Origin of the sequence: Janthinobacterium sp. CG_23.4 (assembly GCF_029892305.1) — a bacterium.
Lineage (GTDB): Bacteria > Pseudomonadota > Gammaproteobacteria > Burkholderiales > Burkholderiaceae_D > Janthinobacterium > Janthinobacterium lividum_D.
Genome location: NZ_JARXUX010000001.1, coordinates 3568799 through 3589121 on the forward strand (window position 1 = coordinate 3568799; position 20323 = coordinate 3589121).

At 61.0% G+C, this 20323-nt stretch carries 15 protein-coding genes; 5 read left to right on the forward strand and 10 right to left on the reverse strand.

The features are described from left to right. Positions 1-40 precede the first annotated feature (40 nt). The 4 genes from H4V96_RS16005 to H4V96_RS16020 all read left to right on the forward strand — a co-directional run bounded on the left by H4V96_RS16005 (position 41) and on the right by H4V96_RS16020 (position 6631). Positions 41-2452 (forward strand): TonB-dependent receptor, encoded by a 2412-nt coding sequence (locus H4V96_RS16005; RefSeq protein WP_196854798.1) that lies wholly within the window; start codon positions 41-43, stop codon positions 2450-2452. Beyond that, positions 2452-3582, forward strand: coding sequence for a glycerophosphodiester phosphodiesterase (locus H4V96_RS16010; protein WP_280721051.1), 1131 nt, complete (start codon positions 2452-2454; stop codon positions 3580-3582). Before H4V96_RS16005 ends, H4V96_RS16010 begins: the two co-directional genes overlap by 1 nt. Positions 3583-3734: 152 nt before the next feature. Continuing rightward, complete coding sequence (locus H4V96_RS16015) at positions 3735-4010, forward strand: hypothetical protein (RefSeq protein WP_196854796.1); 276 nt, start codon at positions 3735-3737, stop codon at positions 4008-4010. Positions 4011-4516: 506 nt separating this feature from the next. Further along, on the forward strand, positions 4517-6631 hold the full coding sequence (locus H4V96_RS16020) for a hypothetical protein (RefSeq protein WP_196854795.1): 2115 nt from the start codon (positions 4517-4519) through the stop codon (positions 6629-6631). A 65-nt stretch (positions 6632-6696) separates the two neighbouring features. Here H4V96_RS16020 and ftsB read toward each other — a convergent pair whose 3' ends face one another. The 3 genes from ftsB to H4V96_RS16035 all read right to left on the reverse strand — a co-directional run bounded on the left by ftsB (position 6697) and on the right by H4V96_RS16035 (position 10159). Continuing rightward, positions 6697-7020 (reverse strand): cell division protein FtsB, encoded by a 324-nt coding sequence (ftsB, locus tag H4V96_RS16025; protein WP_010400534.1) that lies wholly within the window; start codon positions 7018-7020, stop codon positions 6697-6699. A gap of 61 nt (positions 7021-7081) precedes the next feature. Next, positions 7082-8365: a phosphopyruvate hydratase gene (gene eno, locus H4V96_RS16030; protein ID WP_010400536.1), complete on the reverse strand. Its 1284-nt coding sequence runs from the start codon at positions 8363-8365 to the stop codon at positions 7082-7084. 141 nt (positions 8366-8506) lie between these two features. Beyond that, a complete protein-coding gene (locus H4V96_RS16035; RefSeq protein WP_196854794.1) occupies positions 8507-10159 on the reverse strand; it encodes a CTP synthase in 1653 nt (550 codons plus the stop codon). A gap of 246 nt (positions 10160-10405) precedes the next feature. On the opposite strand from H4V96_RS16035, the gene H4V96_RS16040 reads away from it, so the two are divergent. After that, on the forward strand, positions 10406-10813 hold the full coding sequence (locus tag H4V96_RS16040; RefSeq protein ID WP_010400538.1) for a PRC-barrel domain-containing protein: 408 nt from the start codon (positions 10406-10408) through the stop codon (positions 10811-10813). Positions 10814-10881: 68 nt separating this feature from the next. On the opposite strand, the gene H4V96_RS16045 is transcribed toward H4V96_RS16040, so the two are convergent. From H4V96_RS16045 to H4V96_RS16075, 7 genes are all read right to left on the reverse strand, one after another. Then, positions 10882-13137, reverse strand: a complete 2256-nt coding sequence (locus H4V96_RS16045; protein WP_196854793.1) for a TonB-dependent receptor — start codon at positions 13135-13137, stop codon at positions 10882-10884. Between the two features lie 51 nt (positions 13138-13188). Continuing rightward, positions 13189-13983 carry an energy transducer TonB gene (locus H4V96_RS16050; protein ID WP_196854792.1) on the reverse strand — a complete coding sequence of 265 codons (795 nt, stop codon included), beginning with the start codon at positions 13981-13983 and terminating at the stop codon, positions 13189-13191. Beyond that, positions 13980-14405 carry a TonB system transport protein ExbD gene (gene exbD / locus H4V96_RS16055; protein WP_010400541.1) on the reverse strand — a complete coding sequence of 142 codons (426 nt, stop codon included), beginning with the start codon at positions 14403-14405 and terminating at the stop codon, positions 13980-13982. The genes H4V96_RS16050 and exbD overlap by 4 nt, the downstream gene beginning before the upstream one ends. Positions 14406-14408: 3 nt before the next feature. After that, positions 14409-15167 carry a tonB-system energizer ExbB gene (gene exbB, locus H4V96_RS16060; protein ID WP_196854791.1) on the reverse strand — a complete coding sequence of 253 codons (759 nt, stop codon included), beginning with the start codon at positions 15165-15167 and terminating at the stop codon, positions 14409-14411. A gap of 141 nt (positions 15168-15308) precedes the next feature. Further along, the gene (locus H4V96_RS16065; protein WP_196854790.1) at positions 15309-16250 is read right to left on the reverse strand and encodes a ChaN family lipoprotein; all 942 of its coding nucleotides are present in this window, start codon (positions 16248-16250) and stop codon (positions 15309-15311) included. A gap of 320 nt (positions 16251-16570) precedes the next feature. Beyond that, positions 16571-17044, reverse strand: coding sequence for a GNAT family N-acetyltransferase (locus H4V96_RS16070; protein WP_280721052.1), 474 nt, complete (start codon positions 17042-17044; stop codon positions 16571-16573). A 39-nt stretch (positions 17045-17083) separates the two neighbouring features. Beyond that, positions 17084-20248 carry an error-prone DNA polymerase gene (locus H4V96_RS16075; RefSeq protein WP_196854789.1) on the reverse strand — a complete coding sequence of 1055 codons (3165 nt, stop codon included), beginning with the start codon at positions 20246-20248 and terminating at the stop codon, positions 17084-17086. Positions 20249-20323 lie beyond the last annotated feature (75 nt).

Sequence of the window (20323 nt, forward strand, 5' to 3'; positions counted from 1 at the left end):
CTGCGCAGCTTGTCTTACTTCCAACTTTACACAGGCTGATATGAATTCCCACTTGACGCTGGCACTGCGCCGCCATTCCTTCCATGTTTTGCTGAGCGCCTGCGCCGCAGGCCTGTCCCTGCCGGCGCTGGCTCAAACGGCGGTGGCCGCCGCTGTGGCATCCGCCGCCACCGACATGGCCGCTGCTGGCCCGGCTGCCGCTGACGAGCATGCCCCGATGGCTAGCGTAGAGATTTCTTCGCGCAAGACGCGTTCCTCCGTGGCCTTGAGCAAGAATGAAATCCAGAAAATCCTGCCCGGCACGAATCCCCTGAAAGCCCTGCAAACCTTGCCTGGCGTCAGCTTCCAGACGGCCGATCCGTGGGGTAACAACGAACAAAACCTGTCGCTGTTTGTGCATGGCTTTTCCGGTCAGCAACTCGGCTACACCATGGATGGCGTGCCGCTGGGCGACCAGCAGTACGGCAACTACAACGGCCTGTCGCCGCAGCGCGCCGTCATCAGCGAAAACGTGCGCAGCGTGGTGCTGTCCTCGGGCGCGGGCGACCTGGCCACGGCCTCGACCAGCAACCTGGGCGGCACCATCGAAACCTACTCCAGCGACCCGCTGGCCACGCAAGGCGCCAGCGTGCAGCAAACGGTGGGCAGCCACCGCACCTCGCGCACGTTTGCCCGCTACGACACGGGCGCCTTTGGCGATGGCAGCAGCGCCTATTTTTCCATCCTGCACCACGAAGCCCGCGCCTGGGATTTCGACGCGCGCCAGGGCGGCGACCAGTTCAACGCCAAATACGTCAACCGCAGCGAGGCGGGCAAGCTGACGCTGTTCTTTAATTACTCGGACAAGATAGAACCGAACGAAGACAGCACCGTGCACCTGGCCGGGGAAACGAGCTCGCCCTACACGCGCCCCTTCCTGTACCCGGACTTCAAGGCAGCGCTGAATTATCTGTCGCCTACCGGTGCCACGCCGGCCGCCGACGGCAACAATTACCGTAATTACTACAGCGATGCGCAACGCACCGATTACCTGGCCTATGCCAAGTTCGACGCCAATCTGGGTGAAGGCACGACCTGGGCCAACCAAGTGTATTACCACAAGGATGACGGCGTGGGCGTGGTAGCCGGCCCCATCGGCGTGGCCGGCTTGCCTGGCCTGTTCAGCGTGTACTACCCGAAACAGAACCTGAAACAGGTGTTCGGCAACTCGGGCTACGCCGTGCGCACCACGGAATACGACATCAAGCGGGGCGGCTTCATTTCCACTGTGCGCAAGGAAATCGGCGAGCACCAACTGGAAGCGGGCCTGTGGCTGGAACAGAACCGCTCGTCCGCCTACCGCCGCTGGTATGCGCTGGATGTCAACAACCCCACCTCGCCGTATGACCGCCCCAGCAATCCCTTGATCACGCAGTACGGCAGCGAAATCAACAACAAGGTGGTGCAATTGCACCTGCAGGATGAATGGCGCATCCGTCCAGATATCGCCCTGCAGGCCGGTTTCAAGTCCAGCCTGCAGTTTGCCGATGGCCAATTCCCCGTGCAGCCGGCCAAGGGCGCCATTTCCGGTGGCTCGACGGCCTTGCCGGTCGGTACCATCAACACGAAGAAATGGCTGTTGCCGCAATTAGGCGCGCGCTGGGACTTCACGCCGCAAGACCAGCTGTACTTCAATATCCAGAAAAACATGCGCCAGTTCGTCACCTACGGCGGCGGCGGCGCTTCGCCATGGAGCTTGTCGAGCCAGGCCGCTTTTGATTTGTTCAAGCGCGACGCCAAGCCGGAAACGGCCCTCACCTATGAAGTGGGCGTGCGCGGCAGTCACGCCTTGAATCTGGGCGCCATCACCGCCATCGATGGGCAAGTCAATGTCTACCACGTCGATTTCAGCAACCGTTTGCTGCAGATCAGCCCGACGCCGGTGATTTCCTCCATCATCGGTGGCAACCCCGTGCTGGCCAACGTGGGCAGCGTGCGCACGGATGGCATCGACATCGCCGGTACCGTACACTTTGGCAACAATTTCTCGTTCTACAACGCCCTGTCGTACAACCGCTCGCAGTACGCGGACAATTACAACAATGGCGCCGCGCTGGTATTGACGGCGGGCAAGAACGTGCCGGGCTCGCCGGAATGGTTGAACAAGTTTGTTGCTTCCGCCACGCTGGGCGATATCGAAGTACAACTGACGGGTGACTATGTGGGCAAGCGCTACGCGACGTACACCAACGATTTGTCCGTGCCCAGCTATTTCCTGATGAGCCTGGGCGTGTCGGGCAAACTGCCGGCCATGGCCAGCTGGCTGAAAAATCCCCGTTGGCGCTTGAATGTCAGCAACCTGGCCAACCGCCAAGGTGCGCAGAACGTGGTGGTAGGCGCTGCCGAGAAGACGTACAACACCTTCCCGATCGCCCCGCGCCAGGGCTTCCTGACCCTGACGGCAGACTTTTGATGCGCACGCCTAGCCTCCCACAACGGCACTTTTCGCGGCGCAGCTTCGTCCAGGCGGCCGTGGGAGGCCTGGCCTTAGCGGCGGCACCCGGCTTTGCCGCCGGTCTGCTGGCCACGCCCCCGGCCCGCCCGCTGGTGTTTGCCCACCGGGGCGCCAGCGCTCTGCGCCCCGAGCATACGCTGGCGTCGTACGCCAAGGCTATCGTCGACGGTGCCGACTACATCGAGCCGGACCTGGTGGTGACGCGCGACGGCATCCTCGTGGCGCGCCACGAAAGCAACCTGATCGACACCACGGACGTGGCGCGCCGGCCTGAATTTGCCAGCCGGCGCAGCAAGAAGATGCTCGACGGCGCTTGGCACGATGGCTGGTTTGTCGACGATTTCACGCTGGCAGAACTGAAAACCCTGCGCGCCATCGAACGGCTGCCGAAAGTACGTCCCGGCAACACCTTGTATGATGGACAGTTCCAGATTCCCGCCTGGGAAGAAATCATCGATTTTGTTGCAGCGCAATCGGCCGCCAGCGGACGCATCATTGGCCTCGTGCCGGAGCTGAAAAGCTCGACCTACTTCCGCGATGCGGGCCTGGCGCTGGAAGACCGTTTCCTGTCGACCATGCTGGCGCACGAATACACGCGCCGGGCGCCCATCGACATCCAGTCCTTCGAAGTGGCGAACCTGAAGTACCTGCGCGAGAAGCTGGGACGGCGCGCCAACGTGCGCCTGATGCAGTTGGTAGTGGGTGGCGACGTGCGCCCGATGGATGTCGCCAAGGCCGGTGGCAAGCTGACCTTCGGCCAGATGACGACGCCGGCCGGCTTGCGCGATATCGCCGCCTACGCGGACGTGGTGGCGCCGCCTACGCGCAGCGTCATCGCGCTCGATGCCGATCAGCGCCTGGCCAAGCCCTCCTCCATCGTCGACGATGCGCACCAGGCAGGCTTGCTGCTGCACACCTGGACCTTCCGCCCGGAAAATCGTTTCCTGGCGGCCGACTTCCGCGATGGCAATGGTGAAAACGCGCGCAACGAAGCCGGTTCAGTGGCCGAAATGCGCCGCTATATCGAAACGGGATTGGATGGCTTTTTTAGCGACGATCCGGGCTTGGGACGCATCGCTGCCGGATAGACATTTCGTAACAAAATCGTTTCCAGGGCGTAGCCGACGGCTACGCCCTTATTATTCGTTTTTTGAATTACTGAAATTGGATCTTGAAATTAGACATATATCGCGAACTCTATTATTGTGCAATGCAACAACAGACTATTCATGGAGGGCATATGTCCACTTTTACCACTACCTACAGCAACGACGACAACTATTTCAGCAACCTGGGCCGCGCCACGCGCGCCTTCCTGGGCGCCCTGCTCGCTACCAAGCCGTACAGCGAACTGGCACAGAAGGAAGTCATCGCCAACAGCGGCACCGAGCAAGAGCAACGCTATGTGCGCCCAAGCCAACGCGATATCGCGCTGCTGAACTCGGAAGCGGCGCGTTACGAACACCTGATGCCGAATCTGGCCTCGGAACTGCGTTTCCTCGCTACACGCGGCTAAAAACGTCCAAGGCAGCTTTGCCTGCACCTCGCCGTACGTTCCTACTGTCTTCGACGTGGCGCCTGGCCCTGGACATTTTTTAAGCCAACTCTGTATCAACAGCTTACCTGGAATTTTGATGATATTTCTCGAAACCGCACTGATCACCGTGGCCATCGTGGTCACCGGCATCCATTTCTACCTGATCTCGACCGGCAAAGCCCGTTTCTGATCAGTCAGCAGCAAAGAACCGCAGGAAAAAACACCCCTGGCAGCAGCGCGGCAATACGACGCCAAGCCAAGGTGCAGTGCGTCAGCCTGGCAATTGGCCCAGGCTGACAGGGCAAGCCCTCCTCCCCCAGCCGTGTCGCTTTTTTTGACAGTCATGCCCTCCTCAGGCAACTGGACAAGCTCAAGCCCTTGATTCTCCAACATAAAATTCTCCTGGACTGCTTCTTGCCCTCCTAACGCCATGCCCATCTGGCATCCCGCCAGCAAGCAAACCAGGCAAGTCAAGGGAGAATGCAATGAAACACTCCAGATACTGGCGCGCATGGCTGGCGCCCCTCGTGGTATGCGTAGCGCTGACGGCATGCGGCGGTGGACGCACGGCGCAGGATGTGCCGCCACCGGTCGAAGAACTGCCGTCGGAAGTACAAAATGAAGTATTGCGCAGCGCATTCACCGCCGGCGCCGGTGCTCGGCTCAGCGTGCCCGCCAGCGCCCCAGGCGTACCCGGCACACTCATCGATATCCCGCCTGATGCCGCCATCGACGACCTGCAAGTCCAGGTGGGCTACGATAACGCGCCGCCCGGTCCCTTCCGCGCAGAGGCGATTGCGGCCGGCACGCTGGCCGTCTCGAAAACCCTGCTCTTGAAGGTAGCCGGCGGCGGGCCGGCGCAATTCAAGCTGCCCATTACCGTCACCATGCCCTATGACCTTGCCGCAGCCGGCGACTTGCCGCCCGCAGTACTCTACTGGGACGAAGCCGCGAGCCGCTACCGTACCGTCTCCGTCATTGGCGTCGACAGGAGCAAGGGCACGGTCACCTTCCGTACCTCGCACTTCTCGCGCTTCATGGCGATCGTCGTGCGCGCACTCAACCTGGGCATGCCGGCGGTCGACACGGGATTTCGGCTCGGCACGGATTCCGTCCTGCACCGTAACTTCGGCTCCTATCTATACGGCGGCCACTGCGCCGCTTTCGCCTCGCTCTCCACGCATTATTTCTCCTTGAACAAGTCAAAGCGGCTGCATGACCTGTCCAACGAAGGCATGCCGGGGCAGCCGGTGGACGATGAACTGACCCGCACAGCCATGGCCATGACCTACGCTGTCATCGCCGGCAAGTGGAACAGCGTGGCATCAAGCATCCTCATTCCGCAAGCCATCGACACCGGCCGCCTGATGCTGGAGTCGATGATCGCCACGGGCGATCCACTGCATCTGGTCATGCATAGCGGCACCAAGGATGGCGGCCATTCCGTGACGGTCTTTGCCTATGACGCGGATCAGGCGCGCTTTCGTATCTACGATTCGAACGCCCCCGATGTCGAAGCCAACTACGACTGGAACATGCTGACGGGCTTTGGCACGTATTCACGCGCAGCCTCCTATCCACCCTCGATGTTCGACCATATCGGCTACGCCAGCGACGACACTTTCGGCGCCCCGGCGCAGTTCCAGAAAATCATCGCCGAGTGGGAAAGCGGCAAGCTGCAAGACTATTTTTCGCATCTGCAAGTGACAGACCAGCAAGGCAAGGTACAGGCGCTCGAGTACGCACGGCCCGTGCGCGTGCAGATCGCCCATCAAGACGGGCAAAGCCTGCAAGGACGCTTCAACCGTCCCGTCGGCAGCAAAAAGGATGTCTATCTGCACGTGTTCTACGATGGCGTGCGCCAGGGTGCGACGGGCGTGCTCCTTGATACGGCAGGCAACTATATGCTGAACTTTCCCACCAAACTGGAAAACAAAATCGATGTGATGCTGCTGGTGTCGGAACATCCGCGCAGCACCGAGCACGGCTTCTCGGCCTTTGGAAAATTCAGCGTGCAGTCTGCGGGGGAAAATTTCTTTGTCAATTTCGGCTTTGAATCAGGTGACCTCAGCGGCTGGAACAGCCAGACCTCTCTGCTCAACAGCGGCGCCGTGTTGACGCCGACAAAAGTCGAAGTGGTCGGCGTCGGCTTCGATCCGATCGCAACTGACCTGACGACCAGCATCTTTGGCATGCATGCCGCCAAGATCAACGACCAGACGCCGAACTACCACACGACCTATGTCGCGCAAAAGGCGATCGTGCCGGCGGCGGCCAGCAATCCGCAACTGGTGTTTCAATGGGCGGCGGTGCTGGAGGATCCGCGCCACGAGCCATCAGAGCAACCGTATGTCGATGTCGTCGTGCGCAACCTCAGCAAAGGCCAGGACCTGTACCGCCGACGCTTCTTTACCAGCGATCCCAGCTTCCAAGGCTGGAAAGACTATCAAGGCGGCAACTGGAAAGCTATTCCCTGGCAACCGGTGATACTCAAGGGGCTGGGCGCCAGCGCGGGCGATGAAATCGAATTGCGCATCACCGGTGCCGACTGCACTCTGGGTGGCCATGGCGGCTATGTATATCTTGATGGGGAAGAATAAGGCGGGCCGCGCCGCGCGTGGGGCGCCGGGCAGCCGGCGCCTGCAGCTTGGCAGGCGGAGCAATATTAGTGGGGCGCAGCAGCGTCCACCGGCGTTTCCAGCAGCGGCGGGGTCTGGCCCTTGCGCACGATCTGCACGAAAATCTCATTCTGTTTGACCATGCCCAGCTCATAGCGGGCACGCTCTTCGACGGCACCCGTGCCATCTTTCAGGTCGCGCACTTCGGATTCGAGCTTGGCGTTGCGCGCCTTCAATTCCACGTTTTTCTTGTTGGCCACCGCCACTTGGGCTTCCATGTCGGCAACACGCAGCCAACCGCCTTTACCCAGCCAGAGGGGAAATTGGATCAGCAGCAACAGGGCTGCCAGGGCGAGCGTAATCAGGCGCATGGGGCATTCAGTTAAAAAACCGGCCGGATATCTCCGGCCGGCCAGTGGGTTTTACAACAACTTACTTCAGATTATAGAACGCATCGCGGCCTGGGTAGCTGGCGATATCACCGAGGTCTTCTTCGATACGCAGCAACTGGTTGTACTTGGCCATGCGGTCCGAACGCGACATCGAGCCGGTCTTGATCTGCAGGGCGTTCGTGGCCACGGCGATATCGGCGATGGTCGAGTCTTCCGTTTCGCCCGAGCGGTGCGAAATGACGGCCGTGTAGCCAGCGCGCTTGGCCATTTCGATGGCGGCGAAGGTTTCCGTCAGCGTGCCGATCTGGTTGATCTTGATCAGGATCGAGTTGGCGATGCCTTTCGAGATGCCTTCTTTCAGGATCTTGGTGTTGGTGACATACAGATCGTCGCCGACCAGTTGCACTTTCTTGCCCAGTTCCGCAGTCAGGATCGCCCAGCCATCCCAGTCGCCTTCATGCATCGCGTCTTCGATCGAGATGATCGGGTACTTGTCGCACCAGGTCGCCAGCAGATTGGTGAACTCGGTTGCCGTCAGGCTCAGGCCTTCGCCGGCCATTTCGTACTTGCCGTTCTTGTAGAACTCGGACGCGGCGCAATCGAGACCGATGGCGATCTGCGTGCCTGGCTCGTAACCTGCTTCTTCGATGGCCTGGATGATCAGCTTGATGGCTTCTTCATGGTTGGCCAGCGATGGCGCGAAACCGCCTTCGTCGCCCACGTTGGTGTTCAGACCCTTCTTGTGCAAGATCTTTTTCAGTGTGTGGAACACTTCCGCGCCGTAGCGGACGGCTTCCTTGAACGACGGCGCGCCCACGGGAATGATCATGAATTCCTGGATGTCCAGGTTGTTGTCGGCGTGCGCGCCACCGTTGATGACGTTCATCATCGGCACTGGCATCTGCATGGCGCCCGAACCGCCAAAATAGCGGTACAGCGGCAAGCCCGCTTCTTCAGCGGCAGCCTTGGCAACGGCCATGGAGACGGCCAGGATGGCGTTGGCGCCCAGGCGCGACTTGTTTTCCGTGCCGTCCAGGTCGATCAGGGTACGGTCCAGGAAAGCTTGTTCATTGGCGTCCAGGCCCATGATGGCTTCGGAGATTTCGGTATTGATGTTTTCGCATGCTTGCAGCACGCCCTTGCCGAAGTAGCGCTTGGCGTCGCCATCGCGCAATTCCACCGCTTCGCGCGAACCGGTCGAGGCACCCGACGGCACGGCCGCACGGCCCATCACGCCCGATTCCAGCAACACATCGCATTCGACGGTCGGATTGCCGCGCGAGTCCAGGATCTCGCGACCGATAATATCAACAATAGCACTCATGTCATTCTCCAAAGTTAAGCGTAACAGGGGCTGCACACTGCGTTCTGATGCGCAATTGCACAAAGGGGGCAAAGAAACTCCCGGCGGGAACGATCTGGCCGGGAGCTGTCTTACGGGTAATACTGTCGCAATCGAGCCGCGTTATTGGGCAGCGGTGTTGGCTTCTTTATGCGCCAGCGCTGCCTTGATGAACGAGGTGAACAAGGGATGGCCGGTGCGTGGCGTCGACTTGAACTCGGGATGGTATTGCACGCCTACATACCATGGGTGGGCATTCTCACCCGTGCGTGGCAATTCCATGATTTCGCACAAATCTTCGCTAGGCGTGCGGGCCGAGACAATCATGCCAGCGGCTTCGACACGTGCCAGATAGTGATTATTGGCTTCGTAGCGATGGCGATGGCGCTCGGTCACCACGCTGCCGTAGATCTCGGCAGCGAGGGTACCCGGATTGACGGCGCAGGTTTGCGCGCCCAGGCGCATGGTGCCGCCCAGGTCCGAGTTTTCATCGCGCAACTCGACTTTACCATCGTGGTTTTGCCACTCATTGATCAGTGCAACGACAGGCTGATCCGTATCCAGGTCGAACTCGGTCGAATTCGCGTTCGACATGCCAGCCTTGTTGCGCGCATATTCGATCAGTGCCACTTGCATGCCCAGGCAGATGCCCAGGTAAGGGATCTTGTGCTCACGGGCAAACTGGGCCGCCTTGATCTTGCCTTCCACGCCGCGCTTGCCGAAGCCGCCCGGTACCAGGATGGCATCGTACTTGGCCAGGTTGTCGCAACCGGTCGTTTCGATTTCTTCCGAATCGATGTACTCGATGTTGACGCGGCTTTCCGTATGGATGCCAGCGTGGCGCAACGCTTCGATCAGCGACTTGTACGATTCGGTCAGCTCGACGTACTTGCCGACCATGCCGACGGTGACTTCCGCCTTCGGGTGTTCCATCGTGTAGATCAGCTTGCTCCAGATCGACAGGTCGGCCGGCGCAGGATCGAGGTCCAGCGCGTCGCAGATGATCTTGTCGAGGCCCTGGTCATGCAGCATTTGCGGCACTTTGTAGATGGTGTCGACGTCCCATACGGAAATGACGGCCTGCTCTTCGATATTCGAGAACAGCGAGATTTTCGCCCGTTCGTCTTCCGGGATGGCACGGTCAGCACGGCACAGCAGCGCATTGGGCATGATGCCGATTTCGCGCAGCTTTTGCACCGAGTGCTGGGTCGGCTTGGTCTTCAGCTCACCGGCCGAGGCGATGTAAGGCACCAAGGTCAAGTGGACGAAGGCCGTGTTCTTGCGACCGGCGCGCAGGCTCAGCTGGCGCGCCGCTTCCAGGAATGGCAACGATTCGATATCGCCGACGGTGCCGCCGATTTCGCACAGGGCCACGTCGTAGCCTTCGGCGCCACGGCGGATGTAATCCTGGATTTCATTGGTGATATGTGGAATCACCTGCACGGTCTTGCCCAGATATTCGCCCCGGCGTTCCTTGCGGATCACCGATTCATAGATCTGGCCAGTGGTGAAGTTATTCACCTTTTTCATGCGGGTGGAGATGAAGCGCTCGTAGTGACCGAGGTCGAGGTCGGTTTCGGCCCCGTCGTCGGTAACGAATACTTCACCGTGTTGCATAGGGCTCATCGTGCCAGGATCGACGTTGATATACGGGTCGAGCTTGAGCATGGTGACTTTAAGGCCGCGCGATTCGAGGATCGCGGCGAGAGAGGCGGCGGCAATCCCTTTTCCAAGGGAAGACACAACGCCACCAGTGACGAAGACAAATTTGGTCATTGCAGATGGTGCCGAACGGCACGTGCGGGAAATTGAAATTATACACTAAAGCCTGCCTGCGGCGCTCCCCGCACACGGAAATTTGCGCCAAATGCCGACCATCGTCCCCGCTCCTGCTGTCTACATACAACAAAATTACTCAATGGCAATCATTGAAATATATTCAATTCCCACTGTTGTGTGGGCAAGCGAACAGACCCTGCCAGCTCCTGGCGGCAGACTAAAATTTTTCAACGGAGGTCCATCATGAGCTACGAAGAACGCGACGCCTATGGCATGTATGTCAACCGAGGTCACAAAGGTCCCGGCCCTGAACTGATGGGTGCCGACACCCTGATCGGCGACCATGTCCACAACGCCAAGGAAGAACACCTGGGTGAAATCAAGGAAATCATGATTGACATGCGCAGCGGCAAGATTGCCTACGCCGTCATGTCGCACGGCGGTGTCTTCACCATCGGCGAAAAGCTGTTTGCCGTGCCTTGGGAAGCGCTGCTGCTCGACACCATCAACAAGCGCTTCACCCTCAACGTCGACAAGGAGCGTATCGAAAACGCCCCCGGCTTCGACTCCGATAACTGGCCGGACATGGCCGATACCACGTGGGCCAATGCCGTCCATAGTTACTATGGAACGACACCGCGCGAGTATTAATTAACCCAAAACGAAGGGCTGGGGTCGTACCCTGCAGGGTACGACCCCGGTCTTGCACTGGGGTTTACTTAAAACCGGTATTCCAACCCCGCCACATAGGTACGTCCTTTCGCCGTACTCATCGGCGTATTATCGTTCGACTGCGACGGCATCGAATTCAAGCGGTTCAAGGCTTCCGAATAATTCTTGTCCATGGCGTTTTGCACCGACAGACGCAGGAACAGGTTTTTCGTCACCTGATAGCTGGCGTACAGGTCGATCACGGCCGGGATCTTCGGATTGTCTACCTTCACCACTTCCCCCGTCACTGCATCGGCATCATTGTCCGGCGACAGGCGGCGGTTTGAACCCGTGTGCTTGATGATGGCGCCCAGCTCCACTTTGTTATCGAACAAACGCGTGCCCACGTCGAGGTTGTAATACGTACTAGGCAGCTCGCTGATGTCGGACGCGCCGAACCAGGCACTGGCGATCGAGGTAGGCTGGCTGGTCTTTTCGCGCGTGTACGACAGGCGCGCATACGCCGGGCCCAACTGGTACTGGGCTTCAAGCTCCCATCCGCGCGTATGCACGGGCGTGGCCGAGTTGATGTAGATATACATATTCGTCACGTATTCATCCACATTCTTTCCGTCCGTGGCCAGCACTTCGGCGATATTGCACTTGCGCCCGTTATCGCAGAGGAGGAAGGACTGGCTGGTGATATAGCCGTCGATCTTGCTCTTGAAATACAGGGCCTTGACGTGCAGCGCATCGTTGGCACTCAGCAAGCCGTGCAGGCTGGAATTGAAGCCCAGCTGATAAGTCGTCGCTTTTTCACCCTTCAGGAAAGGATTCATCGACGCCCCGCCATCGTTGGAAAAGAACACTTCCTGCGGATTCGGGCCGCGCATGGTGCGCTCGGCGCTGGCAAAGGGCTGAAACCACGGCGTCACTTGCGCGGAAACGAGCAACGACGGGTTGATGCCGTGCTCCTTCAGCGCGATCTGCGCCCCACCCTGCGGGAAACATTTGACGCGCGCATCGCAGGCCGGCTTGTAGCCCGTCAGCTCGAAGCCGGTGTAGTTCAGGCCCGCATTGATTTGATACATGCCGCGGTTGTATTGCAAGCTAGCATACAGGCTGTCGATCTTTTGCTTGCCGGCGGCGCCAAACGGGTTGTTTTCAATCGATTGCTGCTTCGCCTCTGGATTGTTGGGATCGTCGACCAGGCTTTCCACATGCTTGCTGTACTGATTGCGCATCAGCTTGCCGCCCAGCGTCACCAGCGCATCACCGCCCGCCAGCTTGAAGCTGCTGGTGTTATTGATATCGAGGGCATCGGCACGGTTGGCCGCATTCGTGTTGATGAAATTGGTCAGCGCCTCGGGCATGTATTTCTGATTCCCACGGCTGCTGCTGGCGAGCACATTGAGGTCAATCAACTCTGAAAACGGCGTGTAATGATATTTGACGGAGTAATCATTACTCTGCATGTCGCGCCGCGTAAACGTGTTGCGATAATCGCGCGCCGCCAATTCCAGGGCGTGGAAGTCGCTCAATTTCAAGTCCAGCTTGAGCAGCTGCGACTTGGGTTTCTGTTGGTAAAAGCGGTTGTAGCCGAAACCGAATTGCTCGCTGTCCGTGCCATTGCCATTGTTGTAGTTATTGCCGATCACGCTCGCACTGGTGGCGGCCATGAAGCCCACGCTGCCGCCATCGAAGGCCGGGTTTTTCATGGCCACGGCCAGCATGGCGCTGCGCCCGACACCATTGTTACCGGCAGACATTTTCGCGCGTGCGCCGACTTTTTCACCGGCGAAGAGCACATCATCGACGCCGATGGTGCGCAAATTGGCGCTGCCGCCCAGCGCGTTGACGCCATCGCCGCCCACCGTATTACCGCGCGACACATCGACGCCGATGATGAAGTTCGGGTCGATCAGGGCGCCGAACTGGCTGCTGGGCATGCCGCCATGCGACACTTCCGACGGTGCGCTGCCATAGTAATTCTGCGTCACGCCATCGATCATGGTGTTGACCCGGCCGAAGCCGGACAGGCCGCGGATATTCACGCTGACGGCACCTTGCGCCGGATCGATTTGCGTAAACGTGCCCGGCATGCCGCGCAAGATCTGGTCCACGGGTTGCAAACGCGTGTCCGCTGCGCGCGCGCTGACGGCACCCGGCTTTTCCAGCGCTTGCTGTTCCACCGGCAGCGCTGTACCCGACACATTGAGCGGCGAAAATTCCACCTTGCCGCTTTCCTGTGACTGCGCCCCAGCCTGCTGCGCCAGCAACGCCATGCAAACGCCCACGGCTTGCGCCATTGTCTTGATATGCATACACCCTCAATTTCTTATGTTTAGATTTTTAATGAACAACAATCGGCATCCTCATGCCTGGTCTTGCCCTGCTTCCAGCGTGAACGAGACGGGCAAGGTGACAGTCACCGTGCCTTGGTGCAAGACCTTGTCGGGCGGCGCCGGCAACGGTTGCGCGCGCTGCAGCACTTGCAGCGCTTCGCGGTCGAGCAGCGCAGTGCCCGATGAAGTGATCAATTCGCTGGCCAGCAGCTTGCCGTCGCGGTCGACCTGGAAACGCACCCAGGCGGCGCCAGCGCGCTTGCGCTGGCGTGCGTCGCCAGGATAGCGCTTGAAATGGGCCAGGTGAGTGAGCACCCGGCTTTGCCAGCTGGCTGGCGCCGCGCTGGCGGGCGGCGTGTCGCTGTTGAACGGCGCCGCCTGCGGGCCGCGCACGGCGGCGGGCGCCGGCGTAGCGCTGCTGCTGGCCTGCGCAGGCGCCGATGAGGCGTCCTTGGCGACATCCTTGGCCGGCTCCGACGACGGGCTGGCCGCCGCCTTTTCCTCTTTTTCCGCCGCGACGATGTGCGGCGCTGCGGCGCGCGCCAGCAGCGGCGCCGCCTCTTGCCGGCTGCTACTCTTTGTCGGCCGGGAATCACTGGAAGCGGCCGACTGGCGCGCACCCACTGCCAAGCTCGGCTGCGTTTCAGCCGACATCGCCTGCGCAGCAAAGACCAGCATCACGCTGGCCGGCGGTTGTGCAAGCACGCCGGTGACCGGCTGCCAGGCTGCCCACAACAGCAGCGCCAGCGCCGTGGCCAGCACCAGCGCCGTGGCAATGCCCCAGTTCAAGACGGGACGCAGCGCCAGCGTGGCCACCCCGCTCACCCGCCCTCCCGGCCGACCAGTCCCACTTTCAGATAACCGGCTTGGCGCAGGGCATCCATCACGCCCAGCACGTCTTCATAGGCGGCTTGCTTGTCGGCCTGGAAAAACAGCGTGCGTTGGCGGTCGCCGCCCGTCTCGACATCGAGCAAACGCCCCAGCTGCTCGCGCGCCACGGGCGATTCCCCCAGGTACAAGCTGTGGTCGGCCTTCAGCGACACGAACAGCGGCTGGTCGGGACGCGGCTCGGGCTTGGCCGTGGCGGCAGGCAAGTCGATTTTCAGGTCGACCGTGGCCAGCGGCGAGACCACCATAAAGATGATCAGCAGCACCAGCATCACGTCGATGAAGGGCGTAACATTGATCTCGCAGAGTTCCGGCATGTCGGCCGTATCGTCGTCAGACGAAGGAAACAGGGAAGCCATGGTTCAAGCCTGCTTGCGCGTGTCGAGGTCACGGCTCAGCATCAGCAGCACTTGCGCCGAGGCGGCGCGCAGCTGCGCCTTGTACTGATTGATGCCACGGCTCAAGAGGTTATAGATGACGACGGCGGGAATCGCGGCCACCAAGCCCAGGGCCGTCGCCAGCAAGGCTTCCGCGATCCCGGGCGCGACGGTGGCCAGATTCGTGCTCTGGCTGACGGCGATGCCGATAAAACTGTTCATGATGCCCCACACGGTGCCAAACAGCCCGACGAACGGCGCCACGGCGCCGATGCTGGCGAGCAGACCTATGCCTTGCGTCATGGCGCGCACCTGGTGCGCAATCCACTGCTCCTGGCGAAAACCGGCCCGTTCCTTCAAGGACGTGGCCGGCGCATTCGCGTGCGACAGACTCAGTTCCTGCTGTACCTCAGCGAGCAAATGTTGCGCCAGCAAACACGCCCCATGCTGCGTTTTTACTGCCGCGTCCGGCAAGCAGGTCGCCGTCTTCAGCACAGCCACGGCTCGCGCCGCCTCGCGCCGGGCTTTCAGCAGGCTGGCGCCTTTCACCAGCAAGACCACCCAGGTGGCCAGCGCGGCAATCAACAAGCCGACGAGGACGCTCTTCACGACCTGGTCGGCGGCGAAAAACATGCCCAGCGGCGACATGTCGTGTGGCAGCGCAGACGCTTGTGCGCTGGCATGGAACAGGGCAAGGAACACGCCACCGGTAGCGGCGTTAATAGAGAACAAGGTGGTACGCATGGGAGCTTCAACAGGTAACAGGCATGGCTGCGCCAACGGCGCGCATGCGCATGCAAAAAAATCGGAACAACTACCTGGCTGCTATGGATGAGCTTGCTGGGGAAGAATGCCGGGCTGAACGCCCGGCGGCAGTACAAGCAATTACTTGGCGCTGGCGCCGGCTGTTGCTGCGGCTTCGACTGTTACTGCTGCTGCCTCTGCTACTGCCGGCGTGAACCACACAAAATCGGCCTGCGTCGCCAGCACCGTGGCGCCGCGCGGCGCCAGTACCAGCACCAGCGGCGCGGGGCCGCCCGTCAAGTCCCGCACATGCAGCGGCACGCCCAGGTCCTTGTGCGCATGGTAGGCGCCAGCGATCAGCACGGCAGGCGCGGGCGCGGCCAGCAAGCGCTCGGCCATGCGGCGGTCGCGCTGTTGCTGCACCGACAGCATGGCGGCCAAGCGTGGCGCGTCGATCTGGTTGTCATGCATGACACGGATAATGTCTTGCAATTTTTCATGCACCTTGCCATCGTTGGCCAAGTTGGAATGGATGCCCTGCACGGCCGGCTTGTCGATGAACATTTGCTTGATTTCGCTGCGGTCCAGGTTGGCCGACCAGAGCGGGTATGGCGCGCGCATCAGCGTCATGACCAGGTCGCCATATTGCTCCCATTTCCAGCTTGGCTGCCAGGCCAGCAGCTCGGCCACGTGTGCCGGGCGCACCACGGGGTCCGTCTGCAGCCACGGTTTGACCTTGTCCACCTTGGCTTGCTGGTCCGGATTGAGCATTTCCAGCAGCACACTGCCTTGCGGACGCTGGCCCTGCAATTGCTGCAACAGCCATTGCTCGATCTGGTGATGGCTGAGCTGATCGTGCTGTTCGCCGACGATCACGCGCGGCGCGGCTGCCAGCTGGACCAGCAATTGTTCAGCGCTCAGGCGCTGGCCGCTACGCAAGTCAACGATCTCGCCCAACTGGCGCACGTCTTGCGCAGAAACGGACGCGACACTCGTCGCACTCAACGGTGCGACGCTGCTGCAGGCGCTCAGCGCCAGCACGCAGGCGGGCAGGACGGCGGCGAAGGACAGGGGGAATTTCATGGGCATGGCCTTTCGGGTAAAGCGTGCAGTGCAAACAGGATAGGCGGGCATTTTAATAGAAATGATTCTCATTTACAACCAAGGCGGCGTAAAGCATGCAAATTTTTTATAACTGCCAAAATATCAACGCACTGCTTGCATGGCCCCCCCGCGTGCGCAATAAAACAAAACAGCGCGGGACTCGCGTACATCAGACTGAGCTGTGGGCGGTACTCAAATCCGGACCAGATCGCATGCCGGCAATCAATACCACCCCAAAAAGCAAATGCTGGGGTCGAACCCTGAGGGTACGACCCCATTCCTTGCCGTTGGACTAATTTCTACAGCGGCATGCGCATCGACACAAACGCAATGCCGTCCATTTCCACCTTCGGCCCCGTGGCGACGAAGCCCAGGCTGGCATACAGGGGCAAGGCGTAGAGCGAGGAATTGACGGTAAACGCCGTCACGCCGCCCCTGGCCAGCGATACCTCGCGGGCAGCCTGCCACAAACGGCGCGCCATGCCGCGCCGGTGCAGGGCGCGCGGCACGAACAGGTGGAACAGGTGCGTGTTGTCGCGCATCGCCACCACGCCGGCCAACTCACCATCGAGATACGCCAGCTGGTAGGCGTAATTGGGCAGCGACAGGTAGCCTTCGATGGCCGGCTGGCGGCAGTGTTGAATAAATTTTTCTGCACCTGCACCGTCCGGGTGCAAGGTCAAAAAGGGCATCAAATCGTCGATCAGGGCAACGATGGCGGGCGCGTCGGCGACCAGGGCGGGACGCATGATCGGTTCGGATAATGTTGTCATATTCAAATAATGCCATGCCTTCCTTGCCAGCGCTCACTCTCAACAAAAATCGCGGCTGCTGGTCCTTAAACGCCCCAGCAAATGCGACATATCGACCAGGCGCTTGGCCACCAGGTTGCGCACCAGCCCTTCGCGCTGCCACACGCCGTACACGCCCAGCAGGGGTGCGCTCAACACTTCGCGCCGCTGGCTGTCCACCAGATCGGGCCAGACGATGACGTTGACCGTACCTGTCTCGTCTTCCAGGGTCAGGAAGACCACGCCCTTGGCCGTGCCCGGGCGTTGGCGCACGGTGACGATGCCGCAGGCGCGCGCCAGCTGGCCATGCGTGTAGCTGGCAAGCGTCGCGGCGGGCAGGAAACGCTGCTCCAGCAACGGCTTGCGCAGCAGCGCCAGCGGGTGGCGGCCCAGCGTCAGGCCTTGCGCGCGGTAGTCGCTGACGATGCTCTCGCCTTCCGTCGGCGCGGCCAGCACGGGCAAGTCTTCCTCTGGTGTGATGGCGCGCAGCAAGTCCGTGTCGGGCATGGCGCCGGCCGCCTGCCACAACGCCTCGCGCCGGTGCCCGGCCAGCGCGTGCAAGGCGTTGCCGGCAGCGAGCACCTGCAAGTCATGCCGGTCCAGGCCGCCACGCCGGGCCAGGTCGGCCACGTCAAGAAAGGCGGCGATGGAACGCGCATCCTCGATGCGACTGGCCGCCTCCATGCGCATGCCAAACAGACTGTTCAAGCCCAGGCGCACGGCGGGCGCGCCGCCCTGCGCTGCCGGCCCGGCCTGCCCTTCCTGTTCTTCCAGCGTCGCCTCCCAGCCGCTGACGGCCACATCGACGGGCAGCACTTGCACGCCATGCCGGCGAGCATCCTGCACCAGCTGCGATGGACTGTAAAAGCCCATGGGCTGGCTGTTGAGCAAGGCGCACAGGAAGGCAGCCGGTTCGTGGCATTTCAGCCAGGAACTGGCGTACGTCAACAGGGCAAAACTGGCCGCATGTGATTCGGGGAAACCGTATTCGCCGAAACCCTCGATCTGGCTGAAGATGGCTTCGGAAAACTCTTTCTCATAGCCATTGTCCAGCATGGCATCGACGATGCGGTCATGGTAATTATTCATGCCGCCCTTGCGTTTCCAGGCCGCCATGGCGCGCCGCAACTGGTCCGCTTCACCGGGCGTAAAATCGGCGGCGATGATAGCCACCTGCATCACCTGCTCCTGGAAAATCGGGATGCCCAGGGTGCGCCCCAGGGCCTTTTCCAAGCCTTTCGGAAACACCACGGCTTCCTTCTGCTGGCGCCGCTGCAGATACGGATGCACCATACCGCCCTGGATGGGGCCGGGACGCACCAGCGCCACTTCAATGACGAGATCGTAAAATTGACGCGGGCGCAAGCGCGGCAGCATGCTCATCTGCGCGCGCGACTCGATCTGGAATACGCCGATGGTGTCAGCCTGACATATCATGTCGTAAGTGGCGCGGTCCTCAGCGGGAATATCCTGCATCCGGAACTCCTCGCCACGGCGTGCACTCACCAGTTCCAGCGCGCGGCGCAAGGCCGACAGCATGCCCAGCGCCAGCACGTCGACCTTCATCAAACCCAGCTCTTCAAGGTCGTTCTTGTCCCACTCGATGATGCTGCGCTCGGCCATGCTGGCGTTTTCAATCGGCACCAGGCGCGACAGCTTGCCTTGCGCAATCACAAAGCCACCGGGATGCTGCGACAGGTGCCGCGGAAATCCCAGTAACTGCTGCGCCAGGCTGGCCCACTGCTGCGACAACGGCGCCTCCGGGTCGAGCCCGCATTCGGCCAGGCGTTCCAGCAGATCGCGCTTGCCGTCGAACCAGCGGTGCGACTTGGCGACTTTTTCCACGATGGCCAGATCGATCCCGAGTGCCCGGCCGCTGTCGCGCAAGGCGCTTTTCGGCCGGTAGCTGATCACCACGGCCGCCAGCGCGGCCCGCTCGCGGCCATATTTTGCGTAAATATATTGAATCACCTCTTCGCGCCGCTGGTGCTCGAAGTCGACGTCGATATCGGGCGGCTCGTTGCGCTCGCGCGACATGAAGCGCTCGACTAAGCAATTGCCGCGCGCCGGGTCCACTTCGGTGATGTGCAGGCAATAACAGACGGCCGAATTGGCAGCCGAACCGCGGCCCTGGCAGAGGATGTTTTGCCCGCGTGCAAAGCGCACGATGTCGTAGACGGTCAGGAAATACGGCTCGTAGGAAAGGTCGGCGATCAGGGCCAGTTCGTGCTCGATCTGCTGCTGTACGTGCGCCGGGATACCCAGCGGAAAGCGCACGCGCGCGCCCGCATACGTTTCCTCGCGCAAATAGGTCGCCGGCGTGTGATGCGCGGGCACCAGCTCATCGGGATACTCATAGCGCAAGCTGTCGAGAGAGAAGGTACACAGTGCGGCGATGCGCAGGGTTTCGGCCAGCGCTTGCGGCGGATACACATTGGCCAGGCGCAAGCGGGCGCGCAGATGCTGCTCCGCATTTTGCGCCAGCGCATAGCCGCATTCGCCCACGGGCTTGCCCACGCGGATGGCGCACAAGGTGTCGAGCAAGGGCTTGCGCGAACGCACATGCATGCACACATGGCCGACAGCCACCACGCGCAAGCCCAGCGCCTGCGCGGCGTCTTGCACGCTGCTGCGGTGTGCTTCATCCTGCGCCCGCTGCAGCAGGTTCAGGCCTATCCAGCTGCGCTCGCGGCCAAAGGTGGACGCCATCCACGCGCCCTGCGCGCGCAGCGTCTCGGGCTGGGCCGGATAGCTGGGCAGCAAGATCATCAGACAGCCGGGCAAACCCTGCAAATGGGCAAACCCGGGCGGGGGCGTGGCGAAATCATCGGGCGTCAGCAAGTAACGGCCCTTGGCCGCGCGCGTGCGCGCCATGGTGATCAGCTCCGACAAGTTGCCGTAGCCCTCGCGGTCCTGCACCAGCGCCAGCAAGGACAGCGCCGGGCTGCCATCGGCCTGCGTCAAATGAAAATGCGCGCCGATAATGAGCGGAAAACCGGTCCGCTTGGCCACTGCATGGGCGCGCACCACGCCAGCCAGCGAACACTCGTCCGTAATGGCCAGCGCCCTGTAACCGAGCTCGGCAGAGCGCGCCACCAGCTCCTCCGCATGCGAGGCCCCATGCAAGAAGCTGAAATTGCTCAGGCAATACAACTCAGCATACTCGGCTAAGACTGCGCCCCACATGACACACCTCAATACTGTATATAAACACAGTATATTATACGCATCTTGAATCGTGCTGATCGTTTATGCTGGTGT

Bases quoted from the DNA above. Each gene is read 5' to 3' on its own strand.
- H4V96_RS16005 (WP_196854798.1), top strand. From the start codon at position 41: ATGAATTCCCACTTGACGCTGGCACTGCGCCGCCATTCCTTCCATGTT.
- H4V96_RS16010 (WP_280721051.1), top strand. From the start codon at position 2,452: ATGCGCACGCCTAGCCTCCCACAACGGCACTTTTCGCGGCGCAGCTTC.
- H4V96_RS16015 (WP_196854796.1), top strand. From the start codon at position 3,735: ATGTCCACTTTTACCACTACCTACAGCAACGACGACAACTATTTCAGC.
- H4V96_RS16020 (WP_196854795.1), top strand. From the start codon at position 4,517: ATGAAACACTCCAGATACTGGCGCGCATGGCTGGCGCCCCTCGTGGTA.
- ftsB (WP_010400534.1), bottom strand. From the start codon at position 7,020: ATGCGCCTGATTACGCTCGCCCTGGCAGCCCTGTTGCTGCTGATCCAA.
- eno (WP_010400536.1), bottom strand. From the start codon at position 8,365: ATGAGTGCTATTGTTGATATTATCGGTCGCGAGATCCTGGACTCGCGC.
- H4V96_RS16035 (WP_196854794.1), bottom strand. From the start codon at position 10,159: ATGACCAAATTTGTCTTCGTCACTGGTGGCGTTGTGTCTTCCCTTGGA.
- H4V96_RS16040 (WP_010400538.1), top strand. From the start codon at position 10,406: ATGAGCTACGAAGAACGCGACGCCTATGGCATGTATGTCAACCGAGGT.
- H4V96_RS16045 (WP_196854793.1), bottom strand. From the start codon at position 13,137: ATGCATATCAAGACAATGGCGCAAGCCGTGGGCGTTTGCATGGCGTTG.
- exbD (WP_010400541.1), bottom strand. From the start codon at position 14,405: ATGGCTTCCCTGTTTCCTTCGTCTGACGACGATACGGCCGACATGCCG.
- exbB (WP_196854791.1), bottom strand. From the start codon at position 15,167: ATGCGTACCACCTTGTTCTCTATTAACGCCGCTACCGGTGGCGTGTTC.
- H4V96_RS16065 (WP_196854790.1), bottom strand. From the start codon at position 16,250: ATGAAATTCCCCCTGTCCTTCGCCGCCGTCCTGCCCGCCTGCGTGCTG.
- H4V96_RS16070 (WP_280721052.1), bottom strand. From the start codon at position 17,044: ATGACAACATTATCCGAACCGATCATGCGTCCCGCCCTGGTCGCCGAC.
- H4V96_RS16075 (WP_196854789.1), bottom strand. From the start codon at position 20,248: ATGTGGGGCGCAGTCTTAGCCGAGTATGCTGAGTTGTATTGCCTGAGC.